This is a genomic window from Streptomyces sp. NPDC054842 (genome assembly GCF_053611025.1).
The window spans coordinates 24837-51335 of sequence record NZ_JBSGZN010000010.1 but is presented as its reverse complement, the minus strand read 5'-3'; the positions used below and the strand labels follow the sequence as shown (position 1 = coordinate 51335).

General features: G+C 73.9%; 26 protein-coding genes. 20 read left to right on the top strand and 6 right to left on the bottom strand.

Features of this window, described 5'->3' with window-relative positions:
• Positions 1-69 precede the first annotated feature (69 nt).
• A complete protein-coding gene (locus ACWGIS_RS10310; protein ID WP_453361954.1) occupies positions 70-543 on the bottom strand; it encodes an indole-3-glycerol phosphate synthase in 474 nt (157 codons plus the stop codon).
• A 187-nt stretch (positions 544-730) separates the two neighbouring features.
• Complete coding sequence (locus tag ACWGIS_RS10305; RefSeq protein WP_453361953.1) at positions 731-1534, bottom strand: pyrimidine reductase family protein; 804 nt, start codon at positions 1532-1534, stop codon at positions 731-733.
• 37 nt (positions 1535-1571) lie between these two features.
• Between ACWGIS_RS10305 and zapE the strand changes: the two genes are divergently transcribed.
• The 15 genes from zapE (at position 1572) to ACWGIS_RS10230 (ending at position 17435) form a co-directional block, all read left to right on the top strand.
• Positions 1572-2693 (top strand): cell division protein ZapE, encoded by a 1122-nt coding sequence (zapE, locus tag ACWGIS_RS10300; protein ID WP_453361952.1) that lies wholly within the window; start codon positions 1572-1574, stop codon positions 2691-2693.
• A 147-nt stretch (positions 2694-2840) separates the two neighbouring features.
• Entirely contained in the window at positions 2841-3176 is a 336-nt protein-coding gene (locus ACWGIS_RS10295; RefSeq protein ID WP_453361951.1) for a hypothetical protein, read from the top strand.
• Positions 3177-3247: 71 nt separating this feature from the next.
• On the top strand, positions 3248-3826 hold the full coding sequence (locus tag ACWGIS_RS10290; protein ID WP_453361950.1) for a carbonic anhydrase: 579 nt from the start codon (positions 3248-3250) through the stop codon (positions 3824-3826).
• The gene (locus tag ACWGIS_RS10285) at positions 3823-5313 is read left to right on the top strand and encodes a SulP family inorganic anion transporter (protein ID WP_453361949.1); all 1491 of its coding nucleotides are present in this window, start codon (positions 3823-3825) and stop codon (positions 5311-5313) included. The genes ACWGIS_RS10290 and ACWGIS_RS10285 overlap by 4 nt, the downstream gene beginning before the upstream one ends.
• Positions 5314-5451: 138 nt before the next feature.
• Complete coding sequence (locus tag ACWGIS_RS10280; protein ID WP_453361948.1) at positions 5452-6282, top strand: slipin family protein; 831 nt, start codon at positions 5452-5454, stop codon at positions 6280-6282.
• Between the two features lie 88 nt (positions 6283-6370).
• Positions 6371-7753: a PhoX family protein gene (locus tag ACWGIS_RS10275; RefSeq protein ID WP_453361947.1), complete on the top strand. Its 1383-nt coding sequence runs from the start codon at positions 6371-6373 to the stop codon at positions 7751-7753.
• A 343-nt stretch (positions 7754-8096) separates the two neighbouring features.
• Positions 8097-8933 carry a PPK2 family polyphosphate kinase gene (locus tag ACWGIS_RS10270; RefSeq protein WP_453362063.1) on the top strand — a complete coding sequence of 279 codons (837 nt, stop codon included), beginning with the start codon at positions 8097-8099 and terminating at the stop codon, positions 8931-8933.
• Between the two features lie 104 nt (positions 8934-9037).
• Positions 9038-9895, top strand: a complete 858-nt coding sequence (locus ACWGIS_RS10265) for a polysaccharide deacetylase family protein (protein ID WP_453361946.1) — start codon at positions 9038-9040, stop codon at positions 9893-9895.
• Positions 9896-9999: 104 nt separating this feature from the next.
• The gene (locus ACWGIS_RS10260; RefSeq protein ID WP_453361945.1) at positions 10000-10197 is read left to right on the top strand and encodes a hypothetical protein; all 198 of its coding nucleotides are present in this window, start codon (positions 10000-10002) and stop codon (positions 10195-10197) included.
• 105 nt (positions 10198-10302) lie between these two features.
• Positions 10303-11037, top strand: coding sequence for an aminoacyl-tRNA hydrolase (locus tag ACWGIS_RS10255; RefSeq protein ID WP_453361944.1), 735 nt, complete (start codon positions 10303-10305; stop codon positions 11035-11037).
• Between the two features lie 119 nt (positions 11038-11156).
• Complete coding sequence (locus tag ACWGIS_RS10250) at positions 11157-11948, top strand: DUF4142 domain-containing protein (RefSeq protein WP_453361943.1); 792 nt, start codon at positions 11157-11159, stop codon at positions 11946-11948.
• 195 nt (positions 11949-12143) lie between these two features.
• Positions 12144-13670: a multinuclear nonheme iron-dependent oxidase gene (locus ACWGIS_RS10245; protein WP_453361942.1), complete on the top strand. Its 1527-nt coding sequence runs from the start codon at positions 12144-12146 to the stop codon at positions 13668-13670.
• 294 nt (positions 13671-13964) lie between these two features.
• Positions 13965-14756, top strand: a complete 792-nt coding sequence (locus tag ACWGIS_RS10240; protein ID WP_453361941.1) for a DUF4142 domain-containing protein — start codon at positions 13965-13967, stop codon at positions 14754-14756.
• Between the two features lie 43 nt (positions 14757-14799).
• A complete protein-coding gene (locus ACWGIS_RS10235; RefSeq protein WP_453361940.1) occupies positions 14800-15570 on the top strand; it encodes a TIGR04222 domain-containing membrane protein in 771 nt (256 codons plus the stop codon).
• Between the two features lie 170 nt (positions 15571-15740).
• Positions 15741-17435, top strand: a complete 1695-nt coding sequence (locus ACWGIS_RS10230) for an alpha/beta hydrolase (protein ID WP_453361939.1) — start codon at positions 15741-15743, stop codon at positions 17433-17435.
• On the opposite strand, the gene hemQ is transcribed toward ACWGIS_RS10230, so the two are convergent.
• Both hemQ and hemG read right to left on the bottom strand, forming a co-directional pair.
• A complete protein-coding gene (gene hemQ / locus ACWGIS_RS10225) occupies positions 17384-18103 on the bottom strand; it encodes a hydrogen peroxide-dependent heme synthase (RefSeq protein ID WP_358853119.1) in 720 nt (239 codons plus the stop codon). The two genes, ACWGIS_RS10230 and hemQ, sit on opposite strands and share 52 nt — an antisense overlap.
• A 4-nt stretch (positions 18104-18107) precedes the next feature.
• Positions 18108-19583: a protoporphyrinogen oxidase gene (hemG, locus tag ACWGIS_RS10220; protein ID WP_453361938.1), complete on the bottom strand. Its 1476-nt coding sequence runs from the start codon at positions 19581-19583 to the stop codon at positions 18108-18110.
• A 161-nt stretch (positions 19584-19744) separates the two neighbouring features.
• Between hemG and ACWGIS_RS10215 the strand changes: the two genes are divergently transcribed.
• Positions 19745-20764 (top strand): DUF4349 domain-containing protein, encoded by a 1020-nt coding sequence (locus ACWGIS_RS10215; RefSeq protein ID WP_453361937.1) that lies wholly within the window; start codon positions 19745-19747, stop codon positions 20762-20764.
• Positions 20765-20791: 27 nt separating this feature from the next.
• Positions 20792-22201: an FAD-dependent oxidoreductase gene (locus ACWGIS_RS10210; protein ID WP_453361936.1), complete on the top strand. Its 1410-nt coding sequence runs from the start codon at positions 20792-20794 to the stop codon at positions 22199-22201.
• 50 nt (positions 22202-22251) lie between these two features.
• Here ACWGIS_RS10210 and ACWGIS_RS10205 read toward each other — a convergent pair whose 3' ends face one another.
• The gene (locus ACWGIS_RS10205) at positions 22252-22587 is read right to left on the bottom strand and encodes a hypothetical protein (protein WP_453361935.1); all 336 of its coding nucleotides are present in this window, start codon (positions 22585-22587) and stop codon (positions 22252-22254) included.
• A 126-nt stretch (positions 22588-22713) separates the two neighbouring features.
• Between ACWGIS_RS10205 and ACWGIS_RS10200 the strand changes: the two genes are divergently transcribed.
• On the top strand, positions 22714-23529 hold the full coding sequence (locus tag ACWGIS_RS10200; RefSeq protein ID WP_453361934.1) for a rhomboid family intramembrane serine protease: 816 nt from the start codon (positions 22714-22716) through the stop codon (positions 23527-23529).
• A gap of 7 nt (positions 23530-23536) precedes the next feature.
• On the opposite strand, the gene hemE is transcribed toward ACWGIS_RS10200, so the two are convergent.
• Positions 23537-24607 (bottom strand): uroporphyrinogen decarboxylase, encoded by a 1071-nt coding sequence (hemE, locus tag ACWGIS_RS10195; protein WP_453361933.1) that lies wholly within the window; start codon positions 24605-24607, stop codon positions 23537-23539.
• Between the two features lie 193 nt (positions 24608-24800).
• On the opposite strand from hemE, the gene ACWGIS_RS10190 reads away from it, so the two are divergent.
• Both ACWGIS_RS10190 and ACWGIS_RS10185 read left to right on the top strand, forming a co-directional pair.
• Positions 24801-25427, top strand: coding sequence for a DUF3000 domain-containing protein (locus tag ACWGIS_RS10190; RefSeq protein ID WP_453362062.1), 627 nt, complete (start codon positions 24801-24803; stop codon positions 25425-25427).
• A 374-nt stretch (positions 25428-25801) separates the two neighbouring features.
• Complete coding sequence (locus tag ACWGIS_RS10185; RefSeq protein ID WP_356174473.1) at positions 25802-26461, top strand: helix-turn-helix transcriptional regulator; 660 nt, start codon at positions 25802-25804, stop codon at positions 26459-26461.
• Positions 26462-26499 lie beyond the last annotated feature (38 nt).

The window sequence follows — 26499 nt, the reverse complement described above, 5'->3', positions numbered from 1 at the left end:
CGGTGCGGTGTGACGACGAGCGGTGGGCCGGCAGCGGGGGCGGGAGCCCGGCGGCTGCGCGGGCCCAGCCTATGCCTTGCTGTGGGAGAACAGTTTCAGGACCGGGACGCCCACCTTGTGCCGGGCGCGGGAGGCCCAGTCGCGGTGGAAGAACTCCTCCACGTAGTGCGGGTCGGTGAGCACGATGACCTCGTCGGCCTCGGTCTCGTCGACCAGTCCCTTGAGCGCGTCCAGGGGATGGTCCTCGATGAGACGGCCCTCCGCCTCGCTGCCCGCGGCCCGCAGGGCGATCAGGGAGATGTCGAGCGCCTGCTGTCCCTCTCCGGCCGCGTCCTTGCCCTCGGGCGTCTCGTCCTCGCGGACCGCTTCGTCCAGTTCGCCCAGGGCGACGTCGTCGATGGCCCGCAGCAGCCGGTCGGCCTGGTCGCCGCGGGGCTGGAGCAGGACGTGGAAGGACACCGCCTCGTCGCCGTGCAGGGTGGTGACGAACTCCACGTCGGCGGACGTCAGGGCCTTCTCGATCATCAATACGCTTGTGAACACGACAGGCGCCCTTCTCCTCCGAGGGCCGTCTCGGGCCCTGTCTCCTGCGGGGCCGCACGGCCCCTTCTCCTGCGTCTCGCGCACGGGCCGTCCCACGACCCTGCGGAAACCATCCTGCCCCGTAACCGCACGGGTACCGCGGAGATCCGGTGTGCCCGGCGGAAGCCAACCGGAACGGCACATTCCGTCACTCGGTCCGCTGCCGACGGTATCGGCTGAACAGGAACCCGGCCTCCTCCAGCAAAGACGCGAGTTCGAAGAGCCGGGGGACCTCCACCGCGGGGCCCGAGGCGATCCGCTGCGCGCCGCCCGCCGTCAGCATCGGGGAGAGGGTGAGGCACAGCTCGTCCAGGACGCCGGCGGCGATCAGCTGCCCCAGCAGACGGGGCCCGCCCTCGGTCAGCAGGCGGCGCATGCCGCGCTCGGCCAGGGCGGCCACGGCGCGCGCCGGATCGACGCCCGCGCCGTCCCCGGCGATCACCACCTCCGCGCCGGCCTTCTTGGCGGCGGCGATCCGGCCGGCCGGCGCCGCGGCCCCCGTCAGCACGAGCGTGGGCACCAGCGGCGAGGTGAAGAGCGGCAGCGAGAAGTCGAGGTCGAGACGGGCGCTCACCACGGCGACGGCGGGTGCGGGACCCTGGCCGGCGGCCTCCCGCAGCGCGGCGAAGTCCTCCCGCGCGCGTGCCGGGCGGTACCCCTCCTGGCGGACCGTCTCGGCCCCCACCACGATGACGTCCGCGAGGGCGCGCAGCGTGCCGAAGATCCGCATGTCGGTGGCGCAGGAGATGGGCTGCGAGCGTCCGTCGTGCTGGGCCGCGCCGTCGAGCGTGGACACCATGTTGGCGCGCAGCCACGGCCCGCGGACGTCGGGGTAGGCGTACGCCCGCGCCAGCTCCGCGAGACTCCAGTCGCGGTCCGTCACCTCCGTACCGGGGGTCCCGCCCGAGGCCTGGGCTGCTGTTTCTTCGGTCACAGGGAACAGGCGTCGCATGCCGTGCAGTGTGGCACGGCCCTTAGAGTGGGGAACCGTGTCGTCCTCCCCAGCCGCCCATGGCCTCAGCCCGATAGCCGAAGCGGCCCCCCAGTCGCTGTGCGCCCGCGAACCGCACGTCCCCGCGGACCGGCTCGTGGCCGAGATGGTGCCGCCGCCCCGCTTCGACTCGGTCCGCTTCGATACGTACATCCCGGACCCGAACCAGCCGAGCCAGACCGAGGCCGTGCGCGTCCTCGGCGACTTCGCGGCCGGTCTCGGCGCGGCGCACACCGCCGCCACGGGCCGGCGCAGGCTGTTCGGCCTCGGCAGGGCGCCGAAGGCCCCCACCGGGCCGCGCGGTGTCTACCTGGACGGCGGGTACGGCGTCGGCAAGACCCACCTGCTGGCCTCCCTGTGGCACGCGACGCCGGCCGAGCCCGCCCTCAAGGCGTTCGGCACCTTCGTCGAGCTGACGAACCTGGTCGGCGCGCTCGGTTTCCAGAAGACCGTGCAGACGCTCTCCGGCCACCGGCTGCTGTGCATCGACGAGTTCGAGCTGGACGACCCCGGCGACACCGTGCTGGTCTCCACGCTGCTGGGCAAGCTGGTCGACGCGGGAGTGGCGCTGGCCGCCACCTCGAACACCCTGCCGGGCAAGCTCGGTGAGGGCCGGTTCGCCGCCGCCGACTTCCTGCGGGAGATCCAGGGGCTGTCCGCGCACTTCCGTCCGCTGCGCATCGACGGCGAGGACTACCGCCACCGGGGTCTGCCCGAGGCGCCCGCGCCGTTCTCCGACGCGCAGGTCACGAAGGCCGCGTACGCCACCGAGGGGGCGTCCCTCGACGACTTCCCGCACCTGCTGGAGCACCTGGCGCGCGTCCACCCGAGCCGGTACGGCGCCCTGACCGACGGCCTGGCGGCCGTCTGCCTCACCGATGTGCGGCCGGTGCCGGACCAGTCGACGGCGCTGCGGCTCGTCGTGCTCGCCGACCGGCTCTACGACCGCGAGGTGCCGGTGCTCGCGTCCGGGATGCCCTTCGACCGGCTGTTCAGCGAGGAGATGCTGAACGGCGGCTACCGCAAGAAGTACTTCCGCGCGATCTCCCGGCTCACCGCGCTCGCCCGGGACGCCGGACCCCTGGTGCGGGACGGTAATTCGGACGCCGACCGAACGTAAAACGTCTTCTGTAGGCAGTATCCCGCCACCTGCGCCCACCGCCCGTTTCAGGCCCTCTTCAGGGTGAAACGTTAAGTTAACCCTGCAAACAACTCGCCGCGCTAGCGTGCCGGTTGACGCGCGGGAGGCGAGGCGGGAGGGGGGCGCATGACACGAGGTACGACGGTCCGGGCGCTGCTGTCCGCCCTCGCCGCCGTTCTGCTGGTCTTACAGCTCTTCGCGTCCGCCGAGGCGTTCGCTTCCGTACACACGAGCGAGATCGTCTCGTGCGGGGAGACCGAGGAGCCGCAGCAGGCGCCGCCGGCCGCCGCGCGCGACCGGAGTCGCGGCGGGGACCGGACGCCGGGGGTGCCCCCACGCACCGCGCCGGACCGCGGCCGCACGTTCCCGTGCCCGCCGCCCGTACCCGCCGGCCCGTACGCGCACGCGTCCAGATCCCCGGCCGCGCACTCACCCGCGACACTCCAGGTCTTCCGCTGCTGACAGGGGCCGTGACCCCCCACACCACGTTCTGTCAGCCGACGCGCCGTCCTGGCGCGCCAGGAGGAACCGACATGCAGCCCCTCATCGATCACGCCCGTGCCCACGGCCGGCGCCCGGAGGACTTCGCCCGCCTGGCCGCGGGCCAGTCCCCGCAGGCCCTGTTCATCACCTGTTCGGACTCCCGGGTCGTCCCGGCACTGATCACCGGTGCCCGTCCGGGCGAGCTCTTCGAGCTGCGCACCGCGGGCAACATCGTCCCCCCGTACACCTCCGCCCGCCCCACCGGCGAGGCCGCCACCATCGAGTACGCCGTGAACGTGCTCGGCGTCACCGACGTGGTCGTCTGCGGCCACTCGCACTGCGGCGCCGTCGGCGCGCTGGTGCGCGGCGACGACCTGACCGCCGTGCCCGCCGTGCGCGACTGGCTGGCGCACGCGAGCGAGCGCCCCCGGGGCGCGGCCGAGGACCCCGCCGTGGCCGAGGCGGTGCAGAACCACGTCCTGACCCAGTTGCTGCGCCTGCGCTCCTACCCGTGCGTGGCCGACAGGCTGGCGGACGGACGGCTGCGCCTGCACGCCTGGTTCTACGAGGTGCACACCGGCGTCGTACGGGAACACCGCCCGGACACCGACACCTTCGAGGCGCTGTGAGCGCCGCGACGCAGCCGGCGCGGTCGCGTCCGGCGCGGTTCCCTCACCTTCGGCAGGACGTCGCCGCCTCGGTCGTCGTCTTCCTCGTCGCCCTCCCGCTGTGCGTGGGCGTCGCCGTCGCCTCGGGGGTGCCGGCCGAACTGGGCCTGGTCACCGGCATCGTGGGCGGTGTCGTCACGGGCATGATGCGCGGCAGCAGCCTCCAGGTGTCGGGTCCCGCGGCCGGGCTGACGGTGCTGGTCTTCGAGGCCGTGCGGGAGTTCGGGCTGCCGGCCCTCGGCGTGATCGTGCTGGCCACGGGGCTGCTGCAACTCCTCATGGGCGTCCTGCGGCTGGGCCGCTACTTCCGGGCCATCTCGGTGGCCGTCGTCGAGGGCATGCTCGCCGGCATCGGTCTCGTGCTGATCGCGGGCCAGCTGTACTCGGCGGCGGGACTGACCGCGCCCGCCTCGGGACTGGACAAGATCACCGGTCTGCCGGAGGCGCTCGTCGGTGCCGCCGGGAACCCCGAGGCGCTGGCGTCGCTCGCCCTCGGCGCGGGCACCGTCGCCGTCCTCGTGCTGTGGAAGCGGCTGCCGAGGCGGATACGGGCGGTGCCCGGGCCGCTCGGCGCCGTCGTGCTGGCGACCGTGGCCGCGCTGGTGTTCTCCCTGCCGGTCGCGACGGTCGAGGTGCGGGGGCTGCTGGGCTCGCTCCAGCCGCCGCCCCTGGAGGCCTACGGCGAGCTGGCGAGCGTGGCCATGCTCGGCACGGTCCTCGCCTTCGTGCTGATCGCCTCGGCGGAGAGCCTGTTCAGCGCGGCGGCCGTGGACCGGATGCACGACGGGCCGCGGACCCAGTACGACAGGGAACTGGTGGCGCAGGGCGCGGGCAACACGCTGTGCGGGCTGCTCGGCGCGCTGCCGATGACCGCGGTGATCGTCCGCAGCGCGGCGAACGTGCAGGCGGGGGCGCGGACCAAGGCGTCCCGGGTGCTGCACGGCGTCTGGCTGCTGCTGTTCGCCGCGCTGCTGCCCGCCGCGCTGGGGATCATCCCGCTGCCCGCCCTCGCCGGCATCCTGGTGTACGCGGGATGGAACCTCATCCCGCTGCGCGCGATCGCCGAGCTGTGGCGGGAGCACCGCGGCGAGGCGCTGATCCTCGTCGTCACCGCCGTGTCCATCGTCGCCGTCAGCATGTTCGAGGGCGTCCTGATCGGCCTGGCGCTGGCCGTCGTCAAGACCGCCTGGGAGGCCTCGCACGTGCGCCTGGAGGTCATAGACAAGGGCGCGGGGCCCGTCCAGGCCCACCTCTCGGGCAACGCGACCTTCCTGCGGCTGCCGAAGATGCTCGACAGCCTGGAGGCGCTGCCCCAGGACCGTCCGGTCGAGGTGAACCTGTCCGGGCTGCACCATCTCGACCACGCCTGCCGGGTCGCGCTGGAGAACTGGGCGTCCCGGCACAGCACGACCGGCACCGAGCCCGTGAAGGTCACCCCGGTGCCCTGACCGGCGCCCCCACGCCCCGCCCCGGCCGGGTCCGCCCTCGCGGCGGACCCGGCCTTGCCGTGCCTGCCTCCGGTGCCGCCGACCCAGCGGCGTACAGTGGACTTTCCAGGCATATCGGGCGGCGTCAAGGGGGTCGTCGTGCTAGAGGAACTTCTCGTCGCCGGGGTGGCGGCCGGCTGCGCCGCGCTCGTGTACCTCTCGGCGGCGGCACGGGTCGTCAAGCAGTACGAGCGCGGGGTCGTCTTCCGGCTGGGCCGCCTCACCGGCGGCGTGCGCGGACCCGGCTTCACCGCGGTGATCCCGGTGATCGACCGGCTGCGCAAGGTCAACATGCAGATCGTGACGATGCCGGTGCCCGCGCAGGACGGCATCACCCGGGACAACGTCACGGTCCGGGTGGACGCCGTCATCTACTTCAAGGTCGTGGACGCCGCCGACGCGGTCGTCCAGGTCGAGGACTACCGCTTCGCGGTCTCCCAGATGGCCCAGACGTCCCTGCGCTCCATCATCGGCAAGAGCGACCTGGACGACCTGCTGTCCAACCGCGAAAAGCTCAACCAGGGCCTGGAGTTGATGATCGACAGCCCGTCCATCGGCTGGGGCGTGCAGATCGACCGGGTCGAGATCAAGGACGTCTCCCTGCCCGAGACCATGAAACGCTCCATGGCCCGCCAGGCCGAGGCCGACCGCGAGCGCCGCGCCCGGATCATCAACGCCGACGCCGAACTCCAGGCCAGCAAGAAACTCGCCGAGGCCGCCGGAGTCATGTCCGAGCAGCCCGCCGCCCTCCAACTGCGCCTGCTCCAGACCGTGGTGGCCGTCGCCGCCGAGAAGAACTCCACCCTCGTCCTGCCCTTCCCGGTGGAACTACTGCGCTTCCTCGAACGCGCCCAGAACCAGAACCCGGCACCGCAGGACACCGCCGCGCAGCCCTCGCCGCCCACGAGGCCGCCGGTGACCGACGAGTGACACGTGCTACGCGCGTGGTTCCGGTAGCCCGGAGTGCGTGATACCACAGCGGGGTCACAGTCCTGTCCGCCAGCAGGAGGGTTGCCCCATGTCCGAGACCGCCCGATCAGCGACACGACGTCAGGTCCTCGCCCGTACCGGCGCGTTGGGCGCCTCGATCGCCTTCGCAGGAAACCTCTCCGAGCTCTTCGCGGGCACCGCCGCCGCGCAGGATCTCGGCCACCACGGCTACGGCCCCCTGGTCCCCGACCCCGACGGACTGCTCGATCTGCCGGAAGGTTTCCGCTACCGGGTGCTGTCCCGCGAGGGCGACCCGCTGCGCTCCGGTGAGGGCCCGGTGCCCAGCAACCACGACGGCATGTCGGCGTTCCCCGGCCGCCACGGCCGGGTCCACCTCGTCCGCAACCACGAGAACCGCGTCACCGCGAAGATCCCCGTCCCCGCCATCGAGGGCCTCACGTACGACCCGGCGGGCAAGGGCGGGTGCACGGCGCTGACGGTCGACCGGCACGGCGAGGTCCTCTCGGAGCGCGTCGCCATCGCCGGTACCGCCGTCAACTGCGCGGGCGGGCCGACCCCTTGGGGCACCTGGCTCACCTGCGAGGAGACCGAGGACAAGGCCGGCACCAACGGCTACACCAAGGACCACGGCTTCATCTTCGAGGTCGACCCGGTGGACCCGCGCCGGACCGGAGCCGTGCCGCTCACCGCGATGGGCCGCTTCCAGCACGAGGCGATCGCCGTCGACCCCCGGCGGGGCATCGTCTACGAGACCGAGGACGCGTTCCTCAAGCCCTTCGGCCTCTTCTACCGTTTCCTGCCCAACAAGCCCGAGGGCGGCCGGGGTTCGCTGCGCGCCGGCGGCAGACTCCAGGCGATGCGCGTGCCGGGCGTACCCGACCTGTCCGCCATCCAGGAGACGGGCGCCTCCTTCGACGGCGTCGAGTGGGTGGACGTGCCGGACCCGCTGGCCACCGGAACACCCGTCCGGCTCCAGGACTTCGGCCCCAAGGGCATCACGCACGCCCAGAAGCTGGAGGGCTGCTACTGGGGCGGGAAGTCCGTGTACTTCGTCTCCTCCTTCGCCCACAGCGCCGAGGGCTCGGCCGCGGACCACTACGGGCAGATCTGGCGCTACGACCCGTCGTCACGCCGTCTCACCCTCGTGATCGTCTTCGGCCCGGACACCGACGTCCAGCTCCCGGGCGAGTCCCCCGACAACATCTGCCTCGCCCCCAGCGGCGGCCTCATGGTCTGCGAGGACGGCAACGGCGCGCAGCACGTCTTCGGCGTGACCCGGCGCGGCGAGGTCTACGCGATGGCCCGCGGCGCCCAGAACATCGGCACGCCCGAGGCCCCGGAGTGGGGCGAGTTCGCGGGCGTCACGTTCTCGCCGGACGGCCGGACGATGTACGTCAACTGCTACACCCCGGGCACGACGTTCGCGGTGACCGGACCGTGGCGCCGCTGACCCCGGCGGGCGCCGGCGTGCCTTCGGGCCGCTGACCGCCGGCCGTTCCCGCGGAGCCCCGGGCGCTTGTCCCGGGGCTCCGCCGTGCGGTCGCCCGGAAATGCCGCGGCGCCCCGGGGGTCCGCCGAGTCGAACCGCGAGTAGCGGGCACCCGCGCCCCGGCGGAAGATCGAGGGACACAGCGGTGAAGGGGTGCGTGGTGGCGAAGACCAGGACCGGGGCCGGGACGGACGCCGGGAAGAAGAAGGGGTCCGGGAAGAAGAAGGGGTCCGGCGAGAAGACGGAGTCCGGGAAGGGCCGCACGGGCGGGAAGAAGGGGGACGCGGCCGAGGCGCCGGCGCCGCTGCGCGAGCTGCTGCGCGTCCCCGCCGGGGCCCGGGTCGACCTCTCCTCGTACGACACGAAGGGCGGCGCCGGCGGCCCCGCGGACAAGGCCGCGGGCCTGGAGGCCACCGCCCGGATGGGAGAGCGGCTCGCCGACCTCCAGGAACGCCTGTACGCCTCGGCGACGGCGGGTGACCGGCGCCGGGTCCTGCTGGTGCTCCAGGGCATGGACACCAGCGGCAAGGGAGGCACGGTCAAGCACGTCATCGGGCTGTTCAACCCCTCCGGCTGCCGCATCCGGGCGTTCAAGGCGCCGACTCCGCAGGAGCGCAAGCACTCCTTCCTCTGGCGGATCAGGAAGGCGCTCCCGCAGCCCGGCGAGATCGGCATCTTCGACCGCTCGCACTACGAGGACGTCCTGATCGGACGCGTCCGCGAGCTGGCCCCGCGGACCACGATCGAGAGCCGTTACGGCCAGATCGACGACTTCGAGAAGTCCCTCGCGGACGACGGCGTGACGGTCGTCAAGTGCTTCCTGCACATCTCGTACGAGCAGCAGCGCCGGCGTCTGCTGGCCCGTCTCGACAACCCGGACAAGCACTGGAAGTTCAGCCCCGCCGACATCGACGAGCGCGGCCTGTGGCCCGCGTACCAGGAGGCGTACGAGACGGCCCTCGAACGCTGCTCGTCCGTCCCCTGGTACGTGATCCCCGCCGACCGCAAGTGGTACCGCAACTGGGCGGTGAGCAAGCTCCTTCTCGAACACCTGGAGGCTCTGGACCCGCGGTACCCGAAGGCCGACTTCGACGTGGCGGAGTGCCGCGAGCGGCTCCTGGGCCAGACCCCGGGCGCCTGACGGCGGTGCCGGACGGCAGCCGGGCGGGTGACTTCCCCGCCCGGTCCGCACGGCACGTCCCCGTGGCGGACGAATAGTCACATTTACGTAGTTATTGTCGTCCGGTGATCATTCCTGTACGACGCATCGCCGCCGTCTGCGCGCTGGGCGCCGCCCTGGCCGCCTGCGGTGCGGCCGGGGGCCCGCGGACCGCCGAGCCGCCCGCACGGTCCGTCCGCCCGTCCGCGCCGGTCCCCGCGCTCCCCCCGACCCTCGCCCCGGGACCCGCCGGACTCACGCCCGTCTTCGAGAACGGCCCCCGCACCCGGGACCGGACCGTCGCCCTCACCTTCGACGCCGACATGACCGCGGACCAGGGGGCGCGCGCCGCCTCCGGTGAGCGCTTCGACAACCCCGGGCTGATCACCGCGCTGCGGGAGCTGAAGGTGCCGTCCACGGTGTTCATGACGGGACGGTGGGCCGACGAGTACCCGCGCGAGGCCCGGGCCATCGGGCGGGACCCGCTCTTCGAGATCGCCAACCACTCGTACAGCCACCACGCCTTCACCGGCGACTGCTACGGCCTGCCGAGGGTGCCGGAGGACCGGATGCGGTCGGACGTGGAGCGCGCCTTCGCCGCGTTCCGCCGGGCCGGGGTGCCGGACCCGAAGCCGTACTTCCGGTTCCCCGGCGGGTGCTACGACCGGCGGGCCCTGCGCGCCCTGAGCGGGGCCGGTGTCACCGCCGTGCAGTGGGACGTCGTGAGCGGGGACGCGTTCGCGACGGACGCCGACGCGGTGGCCCGGCAGGTGCTCGACGGGGTGCGGCCCGGTTCCGTCGTCGTCATGCACTGCACCCGCAGCGCCGCCCCGACGACCGAGCGGGCGGTCCGGACGATCGTGCCGAAGCTGCGGAAGAAGGGGTTCAGGTTCGTCAGGGTGTCGGAACTGATCGGCGCGACGACGCGGGCGCACCACTCCTAGGGCCTGTCGCCTGTCCGCGAGGTCGCGCCCGTTTCGCGACGCCCGGCGCGCTCCCGCCCGCACCGGCGGACCGGTTCCCGCCGGGACCGTTCTACGCTGGAGGCATGAGCGACTACTGCGGCACCGGAGCTGACGCGGAGACGGCACCCGGCACGGCCCCGGCCGACGCGGCGGGCGGACCGCCGTTCGCCGAGTGCGTGCAGTGCCGGAAGCCGACCGAGTACCCGGAGTCGTACCGCGGGATCACGCTGTGCCCCGTCTGCGAGTGGCAGGAGGCCCAGCGCGGCGCCTGCTCCGGCTGACCGGAACAGGCGCGGTCGGGACGGTGCGCGCCGCGCCCCCGCCTCCTCTCCCCCGGGGCACGGCCGCCCGCGGAGCGCCGATCTTGCGCCTGGCAGACTGGAGGCGTGACCAGTGATCCGCGCGCAGCCGAACCCGCCCCCGAAGGCGACAGCCCCTTCCGCTCCGAGCGCTCCGCGCGCGACGAGGCACCGCAGTTCGTGATGCCCCTGGTCGTCCGCATCGAGAAGACCGCGCCCCCGGCTCGCACGGACGCGCTGGAGACCGCCGCGCGTGCCGTGCTCACGATCCTGGCCGACGAGCGCTCGCTCGGCGACGGGGAGTGGGCAGCGCTCATGCGGGACTGGCAGGACGCCCGGATCCGCAAGGTGGTGCGGCGGGCGCGCGGCGCCGAGTGGCGGCGGGCCGAGACCCTGCCCGGCATCACGGTGACCGGCAAGTCCGCCGAGGTCCGCGTCTTCCCGCCGGTGCCGCTGGACGGCTGGCCCAAGGACCTGGCCCGGCTCCAGGTCTCCGGCACGGACCTCGACGACCCCGAACCGCCGTCCGGCGCCGACCCGTCGGCACCCGTGCTGTGGCTGAGCCCCGACCTGGACATGTCGGCCGGCAAGGCGATGGCGCAGGCGGGGCACGGGGCGCAGCTGGCCTGGTGGGAGCTGTCGGACGAGGAGAAGGCGGCCTGGCGCGACGCCGGGTTCGCGCTCTCGGTCCGTACGGCCGCGCCCGCCGACTGGAGCCGGCTCACCGCGTCCGGGCTGCCGCTGGTGCGCGACGCGGGCTTCACGGAGATCGCGCCGGGGTCGTGCACGGTGGTCGCCGACCACCCCGCGCTGCGCCGCTGACGCACCGGCCCGCACGATCCGCGGGCCCGTTGAACAGCACGGCCGTCCCGTACGTACCTCCTGACGCTGGCCAAGCACAGGTTTCCAACGACCAGTTGGCATGTTCCCGGGAGGCTCATTTGCGGCGTATCAACGGTACGGCCCTCGTCATCGCGGCCCTCGTCGCCACCGTCGGCGCGCTCGCGTTCCCCGTGTGGTCGTACGCCGACCGCTCCGGCACCGGTCCGGCGAATCTCGCCGCCGGCACGGTGAACACCCAGTGGGGCCCCCTCTCCGCCTCCGACCGCGACCTGATCGTGCGCGTACGCCTCGCCGGGCTGTGGGAACTCCCGGCCGGGCAGCAGGCGATCGAGCGGGCCCCCACCAAGGCGATCAAGGAGGCGGGCGACCACCTGATCGTCGGCCACACCGACCTCGACAAGCGGGTACGGATCATCGCGGCCCAGCTCGGCGTCGAACTGCCGAACCAGCCGAACGAACAGCAGCAGGGCTGGCTCGACGAGCTGACGGCCGCGCAGGGCAAGGACTACGAGCGCAAGTTCGCGAACCTCCTGCGGTCCGCGCACGGCAAGATCTTCCCGGCCATCGGAGCGGTGCGGAACAGCACCCGCAACACGCTGGTGCGGCAGCTCGCCTCGGACGCCAACCAGACGGTGCTCGACCACATCACCGTGCTGGAGAAGACCGGCGAGGTCGACTTCGACGCCATCGCCAACGACACGGCGGCCGGGGCGACCGCCAGCCCGACGGGGCCGCCCCCGCCCACCGTCGGGTCGTCCCCGGCCTCGGCGCCGCCCGCGGAGCCGTCCGGCGACGTCGAGGTGTCGTCGAGCCCGTCGCCCGCGGCGCCGGGCGAGGTCAACACGGGCCGTCCCGATCCCACCGGCGATCCCGCAGGCGAGGTGGGATGACCGGGCGCTGATGCCCGCCGGGGGACCCTCGGAACCTCAAATGTTGCTCTGAAGGTCCCCCCGGACGGGTTGGGCCCCGGTTCCCGGGGCCATCACCCCGTCACGCCGGAACAACCGGCCGGTGGTGGGGAGCCGTCGCGGACGACGGCACACGGGGTCCGGCCGGACGGGACGTGACGCACAGGGGGCGGGGACATGAAGCAGCTGGGGACGGGAATCGGCTGGCGTCCGGAGATCGCGGACGCCGTGGAGCGCATGGCCGGCATCGACTGGGTCGAGGCCGTGGCGGAGAACGTGTGCCCCGGGCACCTCCCCGAGTCGCTGCTCCGGCTGCGCGAGCGCGGGGTCACGGTCGTGCCGCACGGGGTCTCGCTGGGACTCGGCGGCGCGGACCGCCCCGACGAGTCCCGCCTGACCGCCCTCGCCGAGCGGGCGCTGGCGCTGGGCGCGCCGCTCGTCACCGAGCACATCGCCTTCGTCCGCGCGGGCGGCCCGCTGACCGCGTCCCCGCCGCTGGAGGCCGGGCACCTGCTCCCCGTCCCGCGCACCCGGGACGCGCTGGACGTCCTGTGCGAGAACGTCCGGATCGCCCAGGCCGCCCTGCCCGTTCCGCTCGCCGTCGAGAACATCGCGGCGCTGATCTCCTGGCCCGGTGAGGAGATGACCGAGGGGCAGTTCCTGTACGACCTCGTGGACCGCACCGGCGTACGGCTGCTGATCGACGTCGCGAACCTCCACACCAACCACGTCAACCGGGGCGAGGACCCCGCGAAGGCGCTGGACGAACTCCCGGTGGAGGCCATCGCCTACGTCCACGTCGCGGGCGGGTTCGAGCGCGACGGCGTGTGGCACGACAGCCACGCCCACCCCGTCCCCCGGCCCGTGCTCGACATCCTCGCCGACCTCGCCTCCCGGGTCTCGCCGCCCGGGGTGCTGCTGGAGCGGGACGAGAACTTCCCCGCCCCCGGGGAACTGGAGCGGGAGCTGACCGCGATCCGGGAGACGCTGCGGACGGCGGCTCCCGTCGCGGTGGGCGCCGGGGCCGCCCGGACTCCCGCGCCGCTCGGCCCCACGCGCCTCACGGGGCCGACCCCGGCGGGCGGGCCCCCCTCGGCACCCGCGCCGGTCCCGGTGGCCGAGCGCAGCTCCGTGCCCGCGCCCGTCTCGGTGGCCGAGCCCGTAGCGGTGGCCGAGCGCAGGTCCGCGCCCGAGCCCGTAGTGGTGGACAACCGCGCCTCCGTGCCCGGGTCCCTCTCGGTCGCCGTGTCCGACGCCGACACCGCGACCGGGGCGGACGGGGTCGCCGGGCCGGCGCGGCAGCGGCTCGCGCTCGCCCAGGCCGCGCTGCTCTCCGCGCTCGTCGCGGGCACGCCGGTCCCGGAGGGCTTCGACCGGGTCCGCCTCGGCGTACAGGCCCGGGCGCTCGCGGCCAAGCGCGCGGACGTGGTCGCCAAGGTGGCTCCCGAACTGCCCCGGATCCTCGGAGCGGCGTACCGGCCGACGTTCCTCGCCTACGCGCAGCGGCACCCCATGACGGGCGGGTACCGGCAGGACGCCCTGGAGTACGCCGCGCACCTGCTGCTCGCCGGACGCCCCGAGGACGCGGAGTCCCGGCGCCGGCTGCGCGACTGGTGGCTGGACCGGTCCGGGCCCGCCCCGCGCTCCGCGCGCCCGGCGGCCCGTCTGGCCCGGGCCACCCGCCGGGTCCTGCTGCGCCGCTGAGCCGTCCGGCCGGCCACGGCGGCGCGCCGCCGGAGCGGCGGGGCGGAGCACCGCGCGGGAGGGCGGGGCGCCGAGCGATGTGCCGGAATCAACACCACCGGCCCCGCTCCTGCGGCCCGTCGACGGCTTGTGCCGTATTGCGGTGCTCTGCGGGTGGACATTTCCACCCCATCCGGCGTTCGAACCCCTCCGCTGAACCCGATTTCCCTGTACGGCAGTTGGCGTATGGACCGCAGTAATATGCCAACCCGCACCCGAAGCGCACTAGCGTGCGGTGCCGCAACAGGAGGCACCATGCGATCCATCAACCGAGAAGGACTGGTCAGTGGAACCGGGCTCGTCGTCGCGGGCCTGACGGCGACCCTCGTCGCGCTCGTCTTCCCGATCTGGTCCTACGCGGACCGCTCCGGCACCGGGCTGGACACCCTGAACGCGCAGACCGTGTCGACGCGGTTCGGGCCGCTGTCCGGGCTGGACCGGGAGTTCATCACCAAGGTGCGGCTGGCCGGCCTCTGGGAGCTGCCCGCCGGCCAGCAGGCCCAGGAGCGCGGCACCACGCAGGCCGTAAGGACCGCCGGCGAACACCTCATCGAGGGCCACACCTTCCTCGACGCCCGCGTCCGCAACGTCGCGGCGCGGCTCGGACTCGAACTGCCGAACCAGCCCAGCCCGCAGCAGCGCCAGTGGCTGGCGACGCTGGACGCGGCCCACGGAGCGGACTGGGACCGGGAGTTCGCGAACATCCTCCGCCAGGCGCACGGCAAGGTGTTCTCCGTCGTCGCGCAGGTCCGCGCGAGCACCCGCAACACCCTCGTGCGCGACCTCGCCGACGACGCGAACACCACCGTGCTCGACCACATCAAGGTCCTGGAGGCCACGGGTTACGTCGACTTCGACGCCCTCGCCGAGGACGCGGCCACCGCCGCCCCGCCGCCGCTCACCAAGTCCCCCGCCCCGCCCGGCCCCACGGCCTCCCCCAGGCCGCCGGTCCCGGTGACACCCTCCGCGGGCTACCCGCTGCCGCCGGCCGCCTCCAGTCCCCGGTCGGCGGACGGCTCCGCGGACGGCACACCGTCCACATCGTGAATAAGGTGTGGCGCTCCCGGCCCGTGTCGCATAGAAATCCGCCATGTTCTGGGTCCTCCTCCTGCTCCTCGCCTGGGCCGCGACCGGCTCGGCCTGTTCACGGCTGTGCCTGGCCGCCGTCCGCGCCGCCGCCGTGGACGAGCGGGCGGGGCGCGGACACGATCTGACGCTGTACGAGGCCGCGTTCCTGTCGGGCGGCCCCGGGCGGGTCGCCGACCTCACCCTGGTGTCGATGGCACGCCGGCGCCGGCTGCTGCTCGCGCACACCGGCTGGGTGACCGTGGTGGACCCCGACGGGCGGGACGACATGGAGCGTTCGGTGCTGGGCGCGATAGGTCCCCGGGGCCAGTCGGAGATAGCGCCGGTGCGCAGGACCGCGGCGACGGCCGAGGCGGTGCGCCGGCTCGCCGACCACCTCGTCGCGGCCGGGCTCGCCGTGCCGGACGGAGCGCGCACGACGGTCGCCGGCGCCGTCCGCCAGGTCCGGGCCGCCGCCGCGGCCGTCCTCGTGCTGGGCGCCGTCGCCCTGCTGCTGCCCGGTCAGCAGCCCGCGGACCGGGGGCTGGTCGCCCTGTGGTTCGCGCTCCCCCTGGTGCTCGCCCTGAGCTGCCTCGCCATCGCCCGGATCGAGGTCCACCCGTACACCCGCTGGGCCTCCCCGGCCGGTCAGCGGCTGCTGGGCGGCCTGTCCCGGCACTCCTCCGCGGCGGACGACGAGCGTACGTACCTCACCGCCGTGGCCGTCCGCGGCGTCCGCGCGGCCGGCGAACCGGAACTGCGCGCGGCCTTCGCCCACCGCGAGCGCCACCCGTAGGGCCCGCGGGGACTGTTCGATTCACCCCCTCCGGGGGGCGCATCGGGGCATCGGGGCCGACACCGCCGGGGGCGGTGCTTTACTTCGCCGTCCGCCGACCGAAACATCCCTTCTGTCGCTGCCGCCGGAGGGATACGCCCTTCCGCCGCCGCGCACCGAAGGGATACGCGATGAGAGCCACCGCCCTCTGTTCCGCCGCCGGGTCCGTGCTCCTGACCGCCCTCGCCTCCGCACCCGCGGGCGGGCTGCCCGCGGACCCCGGGTCCCGGGCGGCCCTCACGGACTCCGCCGAGACGCGCGGCACCGCGCTGGCCGCCCGCCGCGCCGCGGCCGCCGGCATCCGCTTCGGCTCGTGCTCCGGCGACCAGGAGCTGCCCGGCGCCCTGCGGTGCGGAACGGTCACCGTGCCGCTCGACTACGCGCACCCGGACGGCAAGCGGATCAGACTGACCGTCAGCCGCGCCGAGGCCACCGGCAGGGACCCGCGCGACCCGGAGCGCGCGGTGCCGCGGCAGGGGGCGCTCGTCTACAACCCCGGTGGCCCCGGCGGTTCGGGCATGTACTTCCCGCTGGCCGGGCTGCTCCCCGAGTGGAAGCGGATCGGGGCGGCCTACGACCTCGTCGGCTACGCCCCGCGCGGAGTCGGCCGTTCCGCGCCGCTCTCCTGCCAGGACCCGCGCGAACTGTCGCGGGGCCCCTCGCAGGCCCCGGCGTTCCCTTCCGAGTCGTACAAGAAGGAGCGCGTCGCGGAGGCGAAGGCGTACGCCCGCGGCTGCGCCCGCCGGGGCGGCGCCGGCCTGCGCCACTACACGTCGCTGAACAACGCCCGCGACCTGGACGTGCTGCGCGCCGCGCTCGGCGAGCGGAAGCTGACGTTCATGGGCGCCTCGTACGGGACCTACTTCGGGGCGCTCTACGCGGATCTGTTCCCGTCGCACGTGCGCCGCATGGTCTTCGACTCGGCGGTGAACCCCGATCCGGAGCGGATCTGGTACCGCACGAACCTCGACCAGTCGGCGGCCTTCGAGAGCCGCTGGGCGGACTTCCGCGCCTGGACCGCCCGGCACGACGAGGTGTACGGCCTCGGCCGCACCGCCGAAGAAGTGCTGCACAGCTACGAGAAGGCCCTCGCGCGCCTCGCCGCCGAACCGGCGGGCGGCAAGGTCGGCCCCGGGCAGCTCCAGGGCGCGTTCCTCCAGGCCGGGTACTACGACGACTACTGGCCGCAGCGCGCCCTGGCCCTGTCCGCCTACCTCAAGGGCGACCCGAAGCCGCTCGTCCAGCAGGCGGGACCGTATCCGGAGGCGGCCCGCGAGCAGGAGAACGCCCGCGCGGTCTACACCGCCGTCGAGTGCAACGACGCCCCCTGGCCGACGGACTGGCGCACCTGGGACCGCGACAACACGGAACTCGCCCGCGTGGCGCCCTTCGAGACCTGGGACAACGTGTGGACGAACCTGCCGTGCGCGTACTGGAGCGGGCCCCGGCAACGGCCGCTCGACGTGCGGACGCTCCCCGGTGAACTGCCGCCCACGCTGATCCTCGCGGCCGAACTCGACGCGGCCACGCCGTACGAGGGCGCCCGGGAGCTGCGGCGGCGGCTGTCCGGCTCGGCCCTGGTCACCGAGCGGGACGCGGGCACCCACGGCATCGCCGGCGGGCCCAACCGGTGCGTCAACGAACACCTGGACGCGTATCTGCTGGAGGGCCGGCTCCCGCTGTACGGCGCCGACTGCGCCCCGCGTGCCGAGCCGAGGCCGGTGGCGCCGGGCGATCGCGCGAAGGCGGCCCCCGGCGTCCCGTGGCGGGCGGGTCAGGCGAGGCCGGCGACCAGCTCGGCGACGTCCTTGCGGCGGCCCGTGTAGAACGGGACCTCCTCGCGGACGTGCATCCGGGCCTCGGAGGCCCGCAGGTGACGCATGAGGTCGACGATGCGGTACAGCTCGTCGGCCTCGAAGGCGAGGATCCACTCGTAGTCGCCGAGGGAGAACGAGGCGACGGTGTTGGCGCGCACGTCCGGGTAGCCGCGGGCCATCTTGCCGTGGTCGGCGAGCATGCGGCGCCGGTCCTCGTCGGGCAGCAGGTACCAGTCGTAGGAGCGCACGAAGGGGTAGACGCTGATGTAGTTCCGGGGCGTCTCGTCGGCGAGGAACGCCGGGATGTGCGAGCGGTTGAACTCGGCGGGGCGGTGCAGCGCCATGTTCGACCACACCGGCTCCAGGGCGCGGCCCAGGCGGGTGCGGCGGAAGAGGTTGTACGCCTCCTGGAGCTGGTCGCTGGTCTCGGCGTGCCACCAGATCATCAGGTCCGCGTCGGCGCGCAGCCCGGACACGTCGTACGTGCCGCGGACGGTCACGTCCTTCGCGGCGAGCTGGTCGAACAGCTCCTGGACCTCGTCCGCGTAACCCGCGCGGTCCTCGGGGAGGGCGTCACGGAGCTTGAAGACGGACCACAGCGTGTAGCGGATGACCTCGTTGAGGTCCTTGGCCAGCTTGCCCTTGTTCGGGATCTTGGCGGGGGCGTCGTCACTCATGGGGCTATTCTCCCGCGCCGCCGTGCAGACTCTGCACCGGGTCGGCGCGGAGCGCGTCCAGCCCGCCGCGGTCGCCGCCGAGCGCGTCGACGGCGGCGTACGCGCTCGCGATGCAGGCGGGGATGCCGACGCCGTCGTAGGCGGCCCCGCAGACGGCGAGGGCGGGGACCGCGGCGACGTGCTCGCGGACGCGGGCCACGCGCGCGTGGTGCCCGACGGGGTACTGCGGCAGGCCGTCGTACCAGCGGGTGACGCGGGTGGCGACGGGGGCGGCGGCAAGGCCGGTGGCCTCGCGCAGGTCGTGCCGGGAGACGTCGACGAGGTCCTCGTCGTCCCGGTCGAGCACCTCGGTCTCCCCGTACCGGCCGACGGAGGTCCGCACGACGAGCAGGCCGGGGTTCTCCTCGTCGATCCAGCCCCACTTGCGGGAGGCGAAGGTGGACGCCTTGATGGTGCGCCCGTCGACCGGCGGCACCAGGAAGCCGCTGCCCTCGGGCAGATCGGCGTCCGCGCGGCGGTAGGCGAGGGTGATGAGCGCCATGGAGGCGTACTCGACGGCGGCCAGCTCGGCCGCGGCGGCGGGCACCTCGGCGCGCAGCAGGGCGGCGGCGGCCGGCGCGGGCAGGGCGAGCACGACGGCGTCGGCGTGCAGGACCCGGTCGCCGGCGACGATCCGCCAGGGCGCCCCCGGCCGCTCCGGCGGGCCCGTGCGGCGCAGTTCCGTCACGCGGGCGCCGGTGACGATCTCGCCGCCCCGGGCGCGGACCGACTCGGCGACCGCGAGGGGCAGCCGGCCGACCCCGCCCTCGATCCCCATGAACACCGGCCCGCCCTGTGGCCCGCGGGCGGCCTTATCCTGGATCTCCCGGACGGCCTCGGTCAGCGAGTCGTGGGTACGGGCGGCCTGGAAGAGCTGCGGGACCGCCGAGCGCATCGAGAGGCGGTACGCGTCGCCCGCGTACACCCCGCCGAGCAGCGGTTCGACGAGGCGGTCCACGACCTCCCGGCCGAGCCGCTCGGCGACGTAGGCGCCCACCGCGACGTCGTCGCCGACCTCCGTGCGCGGCAGGTCGGCGTCGCGCCCGATGCGGCGCAGGCCCTCGTCCGACAGCAGTCCGGCGAGGGCGGAGGCGGTGCCGGGGACGCCCATGACATGGCCCTTGGGCATGGGCCGCAGGGCGCCGCGGGTCCAGATCGACGCCGTGGCGGTGGCGGGCGGTGCGAGCCGGTCCGCGAGGCCCACCTCGCGAGCCAGGGCGACCGCCTCGGGGCGCCGGGCGAGCATGGACTCGGCGCCGAGGTCGACCCGGGCGCCCGCGATCTCGCCGGGCAGCAGTTTCCCGCCCAGCCGTTCCGAGGCCTCCAGGACGGTCACGTCCACGCCGGCGGCCAGCAGCCGGTGGGCCGCCGCCAGTCCCGCGATGCCGCCGCCGACGACGACGGCCCGGCCCGAGCCCGTACGAGTGTCCTGTGCACGCATGCCCCCACCTTCTCAGACCCCGCGGACGGTTCCCTCGCGAGCCCGGTGTCCCCCGCGAGTCCTTACCGTGACCGCATCGGAACCGGATCCCCCCAACGTCCGGGCCCGCCCGGGCGTCGAAGGAGCGTCAGTCGTCACGACGCCCCCGGGGGGATGCCCACATGCAGACACGACGCTCGGTAGGACGGGTCCAGGCTCTGGCGGGAGTGCTCCTCGCCGCCGCTCTCGCGCTGACGGGCTGCGGCGCAAACGACACCGGCGGCGGCGGCGACAGCGGCAGTGCCGCGGACAGCGACGCCAAGGGGTACGCGGCGGGTGCCCAGGAGGAGGGCGCGGGAGCCGCGGACCGCAGCGGCGGCGGCTCCAGCAGCGGCAAGTCGAGGCCGTCCGCCGCCCCCAGGGCCGCCGGGAGCCACATCATCCGCACGGCCTCGCTGACCGTGCGGGTCAAGGACGTCCCGGACGCCCTCGCCGACGCCCGCACCACGGCGGAGAACGCGGGCGGCTTCGTCGGCAGCGAGACGACCAACCGGGACGGCGACGGCCACGAGCGGACCCGGGTCGTCCTGCGCGTGCCCGTCGAGCGGTACGAGGAGGTGCTCGACGACCTGGAGGGGGCGGGCAAGCTCCTGGCCCGCACCGGCAAGGCGCAGGACGTCACCGAGCAGGTCGTCGACGTGGAGAGCCGCGTCAAGTCGCAGCGTGCCAGCGTCGCCCGGATCCGCGAGCTGATGGACGAGGCCACCAAGCTCGCCGACGTCGTCACCCTGGAGGGCGAGCTGAGCAGCCGTCAGGCGGACCTGGAGTCCCTGCTCGCCCAGCAGGCATCCCTGAAGGACCGCGCGAGCCTGGCCACGATCACCCTGTCCCTGACGCAGACGCCGGTGAGGGAGGCCGGCGCGGAGGACGGGGACCCGGGCTTCGTGGACGCGCTGGCGGGCGGCTGGCACGCCTTCGTCACCATGCTCCGCTGGATCGCGGTCGCCTTCGGCGCGGTGCTCCCGTTCCTGGCGGGCGCGGCGCTGCTCGTCCTGCTGTGGGCGCGCCTGGTGCGGCCCCGGCTGTCACGCCGGACGGCGCCGGCCGCCTCCGGCGGTGCGCTCCCCGTCGCCGCGCCCGTCCGCCAGGGGGCCGGGGGCCGCGCGGAGGCACGCGAGGAGGGGGCCCGGGACCAGGACTGAAATGCCGTGTCCCCGTAGCGTGTTCGTATGAGCATGAGCCCTACGAGCGGTACCGGCGGGAAGAAAGAGCGACTGGTCGTCATCGGCGGCGACGCGGCGGGCATGTCCGCCGCGTCGCAGGCACGCCGGCTGCGGAGCGCCGACGAGCTGGAGATCGTGGCGTTCGAGCGGGGCCACTTCACCTCCTACTCGGCGTGCGGGATCCCGTACTGGGTGGGCGGGCAGGTCGCCGGCCCGGACGAGCTGATCGCGCGGACCCCGGAGGAGCACCGGGAGCGCGCCATCGACCTCCGGATGCGGACGGAGGCCGTGGAGATCGACGTGCCGGGCTCCCGGGTGCGCTCACGGAACGTCGAGTCCGGCGCCGAGGAGTGGACCGCGTACGACAAGCTCGTGATCGCGACCGGCGCGCGTCCCGTCCGCCCCGACCTGCCCGGGGTGGACGCGCCCGGGGTGCACGGTGTGCAGACCCTGGACGACGGCCAGGCGCTGCTGGACACCCTGGCCGGTACCGAGGGGCGGCACGCGGTGGTCGTCGGCGCCGGCTACATCGGCGTCGAGATGGCCGAGGCGCTCATCAACCGCGGCTACGAGGTGACGGTCGTCAACCGCGGCAGCGAACCGATGTCCACGCTCGACCCGGACATGGGCCGCCTGGTGCACACGGCCATGGAGGGCATGGGCATCACGATGGTGAACGACGCCGAGGTGACGAAGATCCTGACCGGTGACGACGGCCGGGTCCGGGCGGTCGCCACCGAGGACGCCGAGTACCCCGCGGACGTCGTGGTGCTCGGCATCGGCGTACGCCCCGAGACCGCGCTGGCGCAGGCGGCCGGGCTGCCCGTCGGCGAGCACGGGGGGCTGCTCACTGACCTGGCGATGCGGGTCCGCGGGCACGAGGACATCTGGGCGGGCGGCGACTGCGTCGAGGTCCTGGACCTGGTCTCCGGACGTGAGCGGCACATCGCGCTGGGCACGCACGCGAACAAGCACGGGCAGGTCATCGGCAGCAACGTGGGCGGCGGCTACGCCACCTTCCCGGGTGTCGTGGGCACGGCGGTGAGCAAGGTCTGCGAACTGGAGATCGCCCGCACCGGGCTGCGGGAGAAGGACGCGCACCGGGTCGGGCTGCGGTTCCAGACGGTCACCGTGGAGTCCACGAGCCGCGCGGGCTACTACCCGGGCGCGGCGCCGATGACGGTGAAGATGCTCGCCGAGCACCGCACGGGACGGCTGCTGGGCGTGCAGATCGTGGGCCGGGAGGGCGCGGGCAAGCGGGTCGACATCGCCGCGGTGGCGCTCACCGCGGGCATGACGGTGGAGCAGATGACGGCGCTCGACCTCGGGTACGCGCCGCCGTTCTCGCCGGTGTGGGACCCGGTCCTGGTGGCGGCGCGCAAGGCGGTGGCGGCGGTACGCGACGGCGCCCGCTGAGCCGGGTACCGGCGGTGCGGTGACGTCCGCCGCGCCGGACCCGCCCGGCGTCAGGCCGACTCGTGCTGCCCGGTGCCGTTGATCCGCTCGATGGCCTGCCGGGCCTGTTCCGCGGGCGGGCGCCCCGGCAGCGAGGAGACGGAGCCCGACGGCGGCATGGTCGCGGCCGGCGCGGCGGCCGGTTTGGCGTGGGCGGCCGGCCGCGCCGAGCGCAGCCGGTGGCTGACGGCCTCGTCGAGGGTCACCGGGCGCTGCATGCGCGCGGCGAGCCGGCCGGCCTCCTGGCCGAGCGCGGCGAGGTCCTCCCAGGGCAGGTGCAGCACCAGGGCGATCTCGGCCTCGCCGTCGGGCAGGGCGTGCATCGGAGGAGTAACTCGCTCGTTCATCGCCTGTGTCCTCACGTGTTCCTCGCGTCGCGGCTTCCTCGCGCCACGGGCGGTCGAGGAGTCATACGCGGGCGCGGGCAGGGGCGTTCACCGATTCGGCCCCCGGATCGAGGGCAGTAATCCGGTGTGGTCATCCCCGTCCATGACGTGAATCCGGCGCGCCGTACGCCGTACGTGACGTACGCGCTGATCGCGGCCAACGTCCTCGTGTTCCTCTTCACGCCCGGCATCGCCGGTTCGGTGGCGGGCCAGAGCGAGCTGGCGCAGCTGTGCCACCTCCAGGCCTTCCTGGACCAGTACGCCGCCGTGCCGCAGGAGCTCGTCCACCACCGGATGCCGGACATCGTGCCCACCGGCGCGATCGGCGTGGGCCCGCACGGGCCGGGCTGCCTGGTGGGGCCGCCGGACTACGACAAGTCACCGGCGCTCTCGGTCCTGTCGGCGATGTTCCTGCACGGCAGCTGGCTGCACCTGCTCGGCAACATGCTCTTCCTGCTGATCTTCGGCAACAACATCGAGGACCGGCTGGGGCACGTGCGGTTCACGCTGTTCTACGTCGCGTGCGGCTACGCGGCGGCATACGGCTTCGCGCTGCTGAACGACGACTCGGGGGACCCGCTGATCGGCGCCTCGGGAGCGATCGCCGGGGTCCTCGGCGCGTATCTGGTGCTGTATCCGAAGGCCCGGGTCTGGGTGCTCGTCCCGTTCCTGGTGTTCCTGCCGCTGCGGCTGCCCGCCTGGATCGTGCTGGGCTTCTGGTTCGTGCTCCAGGCGGTGTACTCGTCCGGCGGCGGGGTCTCCGACGCGGGGACGGTGGCGTACGCGGCCCACGTGGTCGGCTTCCTGGCGGGCATGCTGCTCGCCTGGCCGCTGCGTCCGGGCACCCCGCCCCCGCCGGAGCCGCGCAGCCTGCTGTGGGGCAGGCAGGCGCGGCACGCGTGAGGAGCCGTCAGCGGGCGGTGTGCGTGTGGACGTGCTCGACGAGGCGGGTCAGCGCGTCCGGGTCCGTGGTCGGCAGGACGCCGTGGCCGAGGTTGAAGATGTGGCCCTCCAGACCGGCTGCGGCGTCGAGCACCTCGCGCGTCTTGGTGCGCACGGCGTCGGTCGTGGAGAACAGGACGGCCGGGTCGAGGTTGCCCTGGAGCGCCTTGCCGGGGCCGACGCGGCGGGCCGCCTCGTCCAGCGGGACGCGCCAGTCGACGCCGACGACGTCCGCTCCGGCCTCGCCCATCAGACCCAGCAGTTCGCCGGTGCCGACGCCGAAGTGGATGCGCGGGACGCCGTACCCGGCGACGGACTCGAAGACCTTCGCCGAGGCGGGCATCACCGAGCGGCGGTAGTCGGCGGGGGCCAGCGCGCCGACCCAGGAGTCGAAGAGCTGGACGGCGCTCGCGCCGGCCTCGATCTGCACCTTCAGGAAGGCGGAGGTGATGTCGGCGAGACGGTCGAGCAGGTCGGCCCACAGCTGCGGGTCGCCGTACATGAGCGCCTTGGTGTGCTCGTGGTTCTTGGACGGGCCGCCCTCGACGAGGTAGCTCGCGAGGGTGAAGGGCGCCCCCGCGAAGCCGATCAGCGGGGTCTCGCCCAGCTCGGCCGTGAGCAGCTTGATGGCCTCGGTGACGTAGGAGACGTCCTCGGGCGTCAGGTCGCGCAGCCGCGCGAGGTCGGCGCGCGTACGGATCGGGTTCTCGACGACCGGGCCGACGCCCGGCTTGATGTCGAGGTCGATGCCGATGGCCTTGAGCGGGACGACGATGTCGCTGAAGTAGATCGCCGCGTCGACGCCGTGCCGGCGGACCGGCTGGAGGGTGATCTCGGCGACCAGCTCGGGCCGCATGCAGGACTCCAGCATGGGGATGCCCTCGCGCACCTTCAGGTACTCGGGGAGTGAGCGCCCGGCCTGCCGCATGAACCACACCGGGGTGTGCGGCACGGGCTCGCGCCTGCACGCCTTGAGGAAGGCGGACTCGTACGTGGCTGTCGGCTGCTGGCCCGTGGGGCGGCGATCGTTGGCACTCACGACGGAAAGTCTCGCACGGTCCGCGGGCGGTCCCGTCCCGGGCACCGGGCGCCCGCGCCGGGGCGCGTTCGTACGGCGTGATCCGGACAGTGGCCGCGTGCGCGGGTGTCCTTCCCTGCGCGGAGGCCCCGTTCCCCTTAATCTTCCCCGCATGGCTGCGGCTCAGGGACGACTGTCGGACGGCGCTGGCGGAATGGACGACCCGAAGGAGGGGGAACGGGATGCGGGGGACGCGGCTCCGCTGCCCTTCCGGGCCGCCGTCGAGGCGCTGAGAGGCGCGCGGCCGCGGCCGGAGATCGAGATCGACCCGACGCGCCCGCCGCAGCGCCTGGCTCCGTGGGCGTACGCGCTGGAGGCCGCGGTGGTCCAGGACGACGAGGACCTGGCCGACGGCCGGCTCGTCCTGCTGCACGACCCGGCGGGGCACGACGCCTGGCAGGGCTCCTTCCGCCTGGTGACGCTGGTCCGCGCGGAGCTGGAACCGGAGATGGCGGCCGACCCGCTGCTGCCCGAGGTGTGCTGGTCCTGGCTGACCGGCGCGCTCCAGGCCCGCGGCCTGTCGTACGGCGAGCCGAGCGGCACGGTCACGCGCGCGAGTTCGCACTACTTCGGCGGCCTCTCCGAGCGGCCCTCCGCCTCCCAGATCGAGATCCGGGCGTCGTGGACGCCGCGCGAGGGCCTGGGCGGTGTCCCGGACACCGCCGCCCATCTCGCCGCGTGGTGCGATCTGCTGTGCCAGGTGGCCGGGCTGCCGCCGGCGGGCGCGGGTGACGCGTCGGTGGTGACCCTGCCGCAGCGCCGGGGCCCCCAGTCCCGCTGAGCCCCGCCCCGACCTCTTCTCCCTCTGAGCGCACCGGCCTTCCGGCCGGTGCGCTCCCGCATGTGCGGCCCGTCCCGTCCCCGCGCCGACGCCCCTCGCCGCGCCCCGGCCGCGACGACCGGTCAGGGCCCGCGACTGATCGTCCCTTTGTCGATACGACCACTTTCGGACGCGTAATGACGCGGAGCGACTCGGTTCGATCTTCGGATGATCGATCGCGTGTCCGAATTGCACGGATTGTTACTCACTAAATCGTGATCATTCTCTAAAGGCGCACGGGTTTGATGCCGAAGACGTCTGTGACCTTCCAAGCACGGCCCATCCCGGCTCATCCCCACAGCCGGTCCCCCCGTCCCCGCACCCCAGGAGGCCTGGTGTCCGTTCTCCTTGAGCAGCCCGCAAGCCTGGTCGCCTACCGCCCGAACAAGCCGACCGCCATGGTGGTCGTGGCAGACCCACGGGTCCGTTCCACCGTCACCCGCCACCTGTGGGCGCTCGGAGTACGCGACGTCATCGAGGCGTCGTCCGTCGCGGAGGCCCGTCCCCGAATCGGCAACCCGCGCGACATCTGTGTCGCGGAAGTCCACCTGCCCGACGGCAGCGGGCTCACCCTGCTGTCCGAGACCAGAGCCGCGGGCTGGCCCAACGGCCTCGCCCTCTCCGCCGCCGACGACATCGGTGCCGTGCGCAACGCCCTCGCGGGCGGCGTCAAGGGCTACGTCGTCACCGGTACGCGGACGAACCTGGGGCTGCCCAACCGCCCCGGAGCCGCCCCCCTCGGCGGCGCGGCCCGCATGCACCGCCGCCCCCCGGGCGCCCCGAGCCACCCGGGCGGCTACCGCGAACTGTCCGGCCGCGAGGTCGAGGTGCTCCGCCTCGTCGCGGAGGGCCAGTCGAACAAGGCCATCGGCGTGTCGATGGGCCTGTCCGCGCTGACCGTCAAGAGCCACCTCGCCCGCATCGCCCGCAAGCTCGGCACGGGCGACCGCGCCGGCATGGTCGCGGTGGCGCTGCGGACCGGCATCATCCACTGACCCCCGAGGGTCCTCCCCGAACGTGAACCGGATCTTTC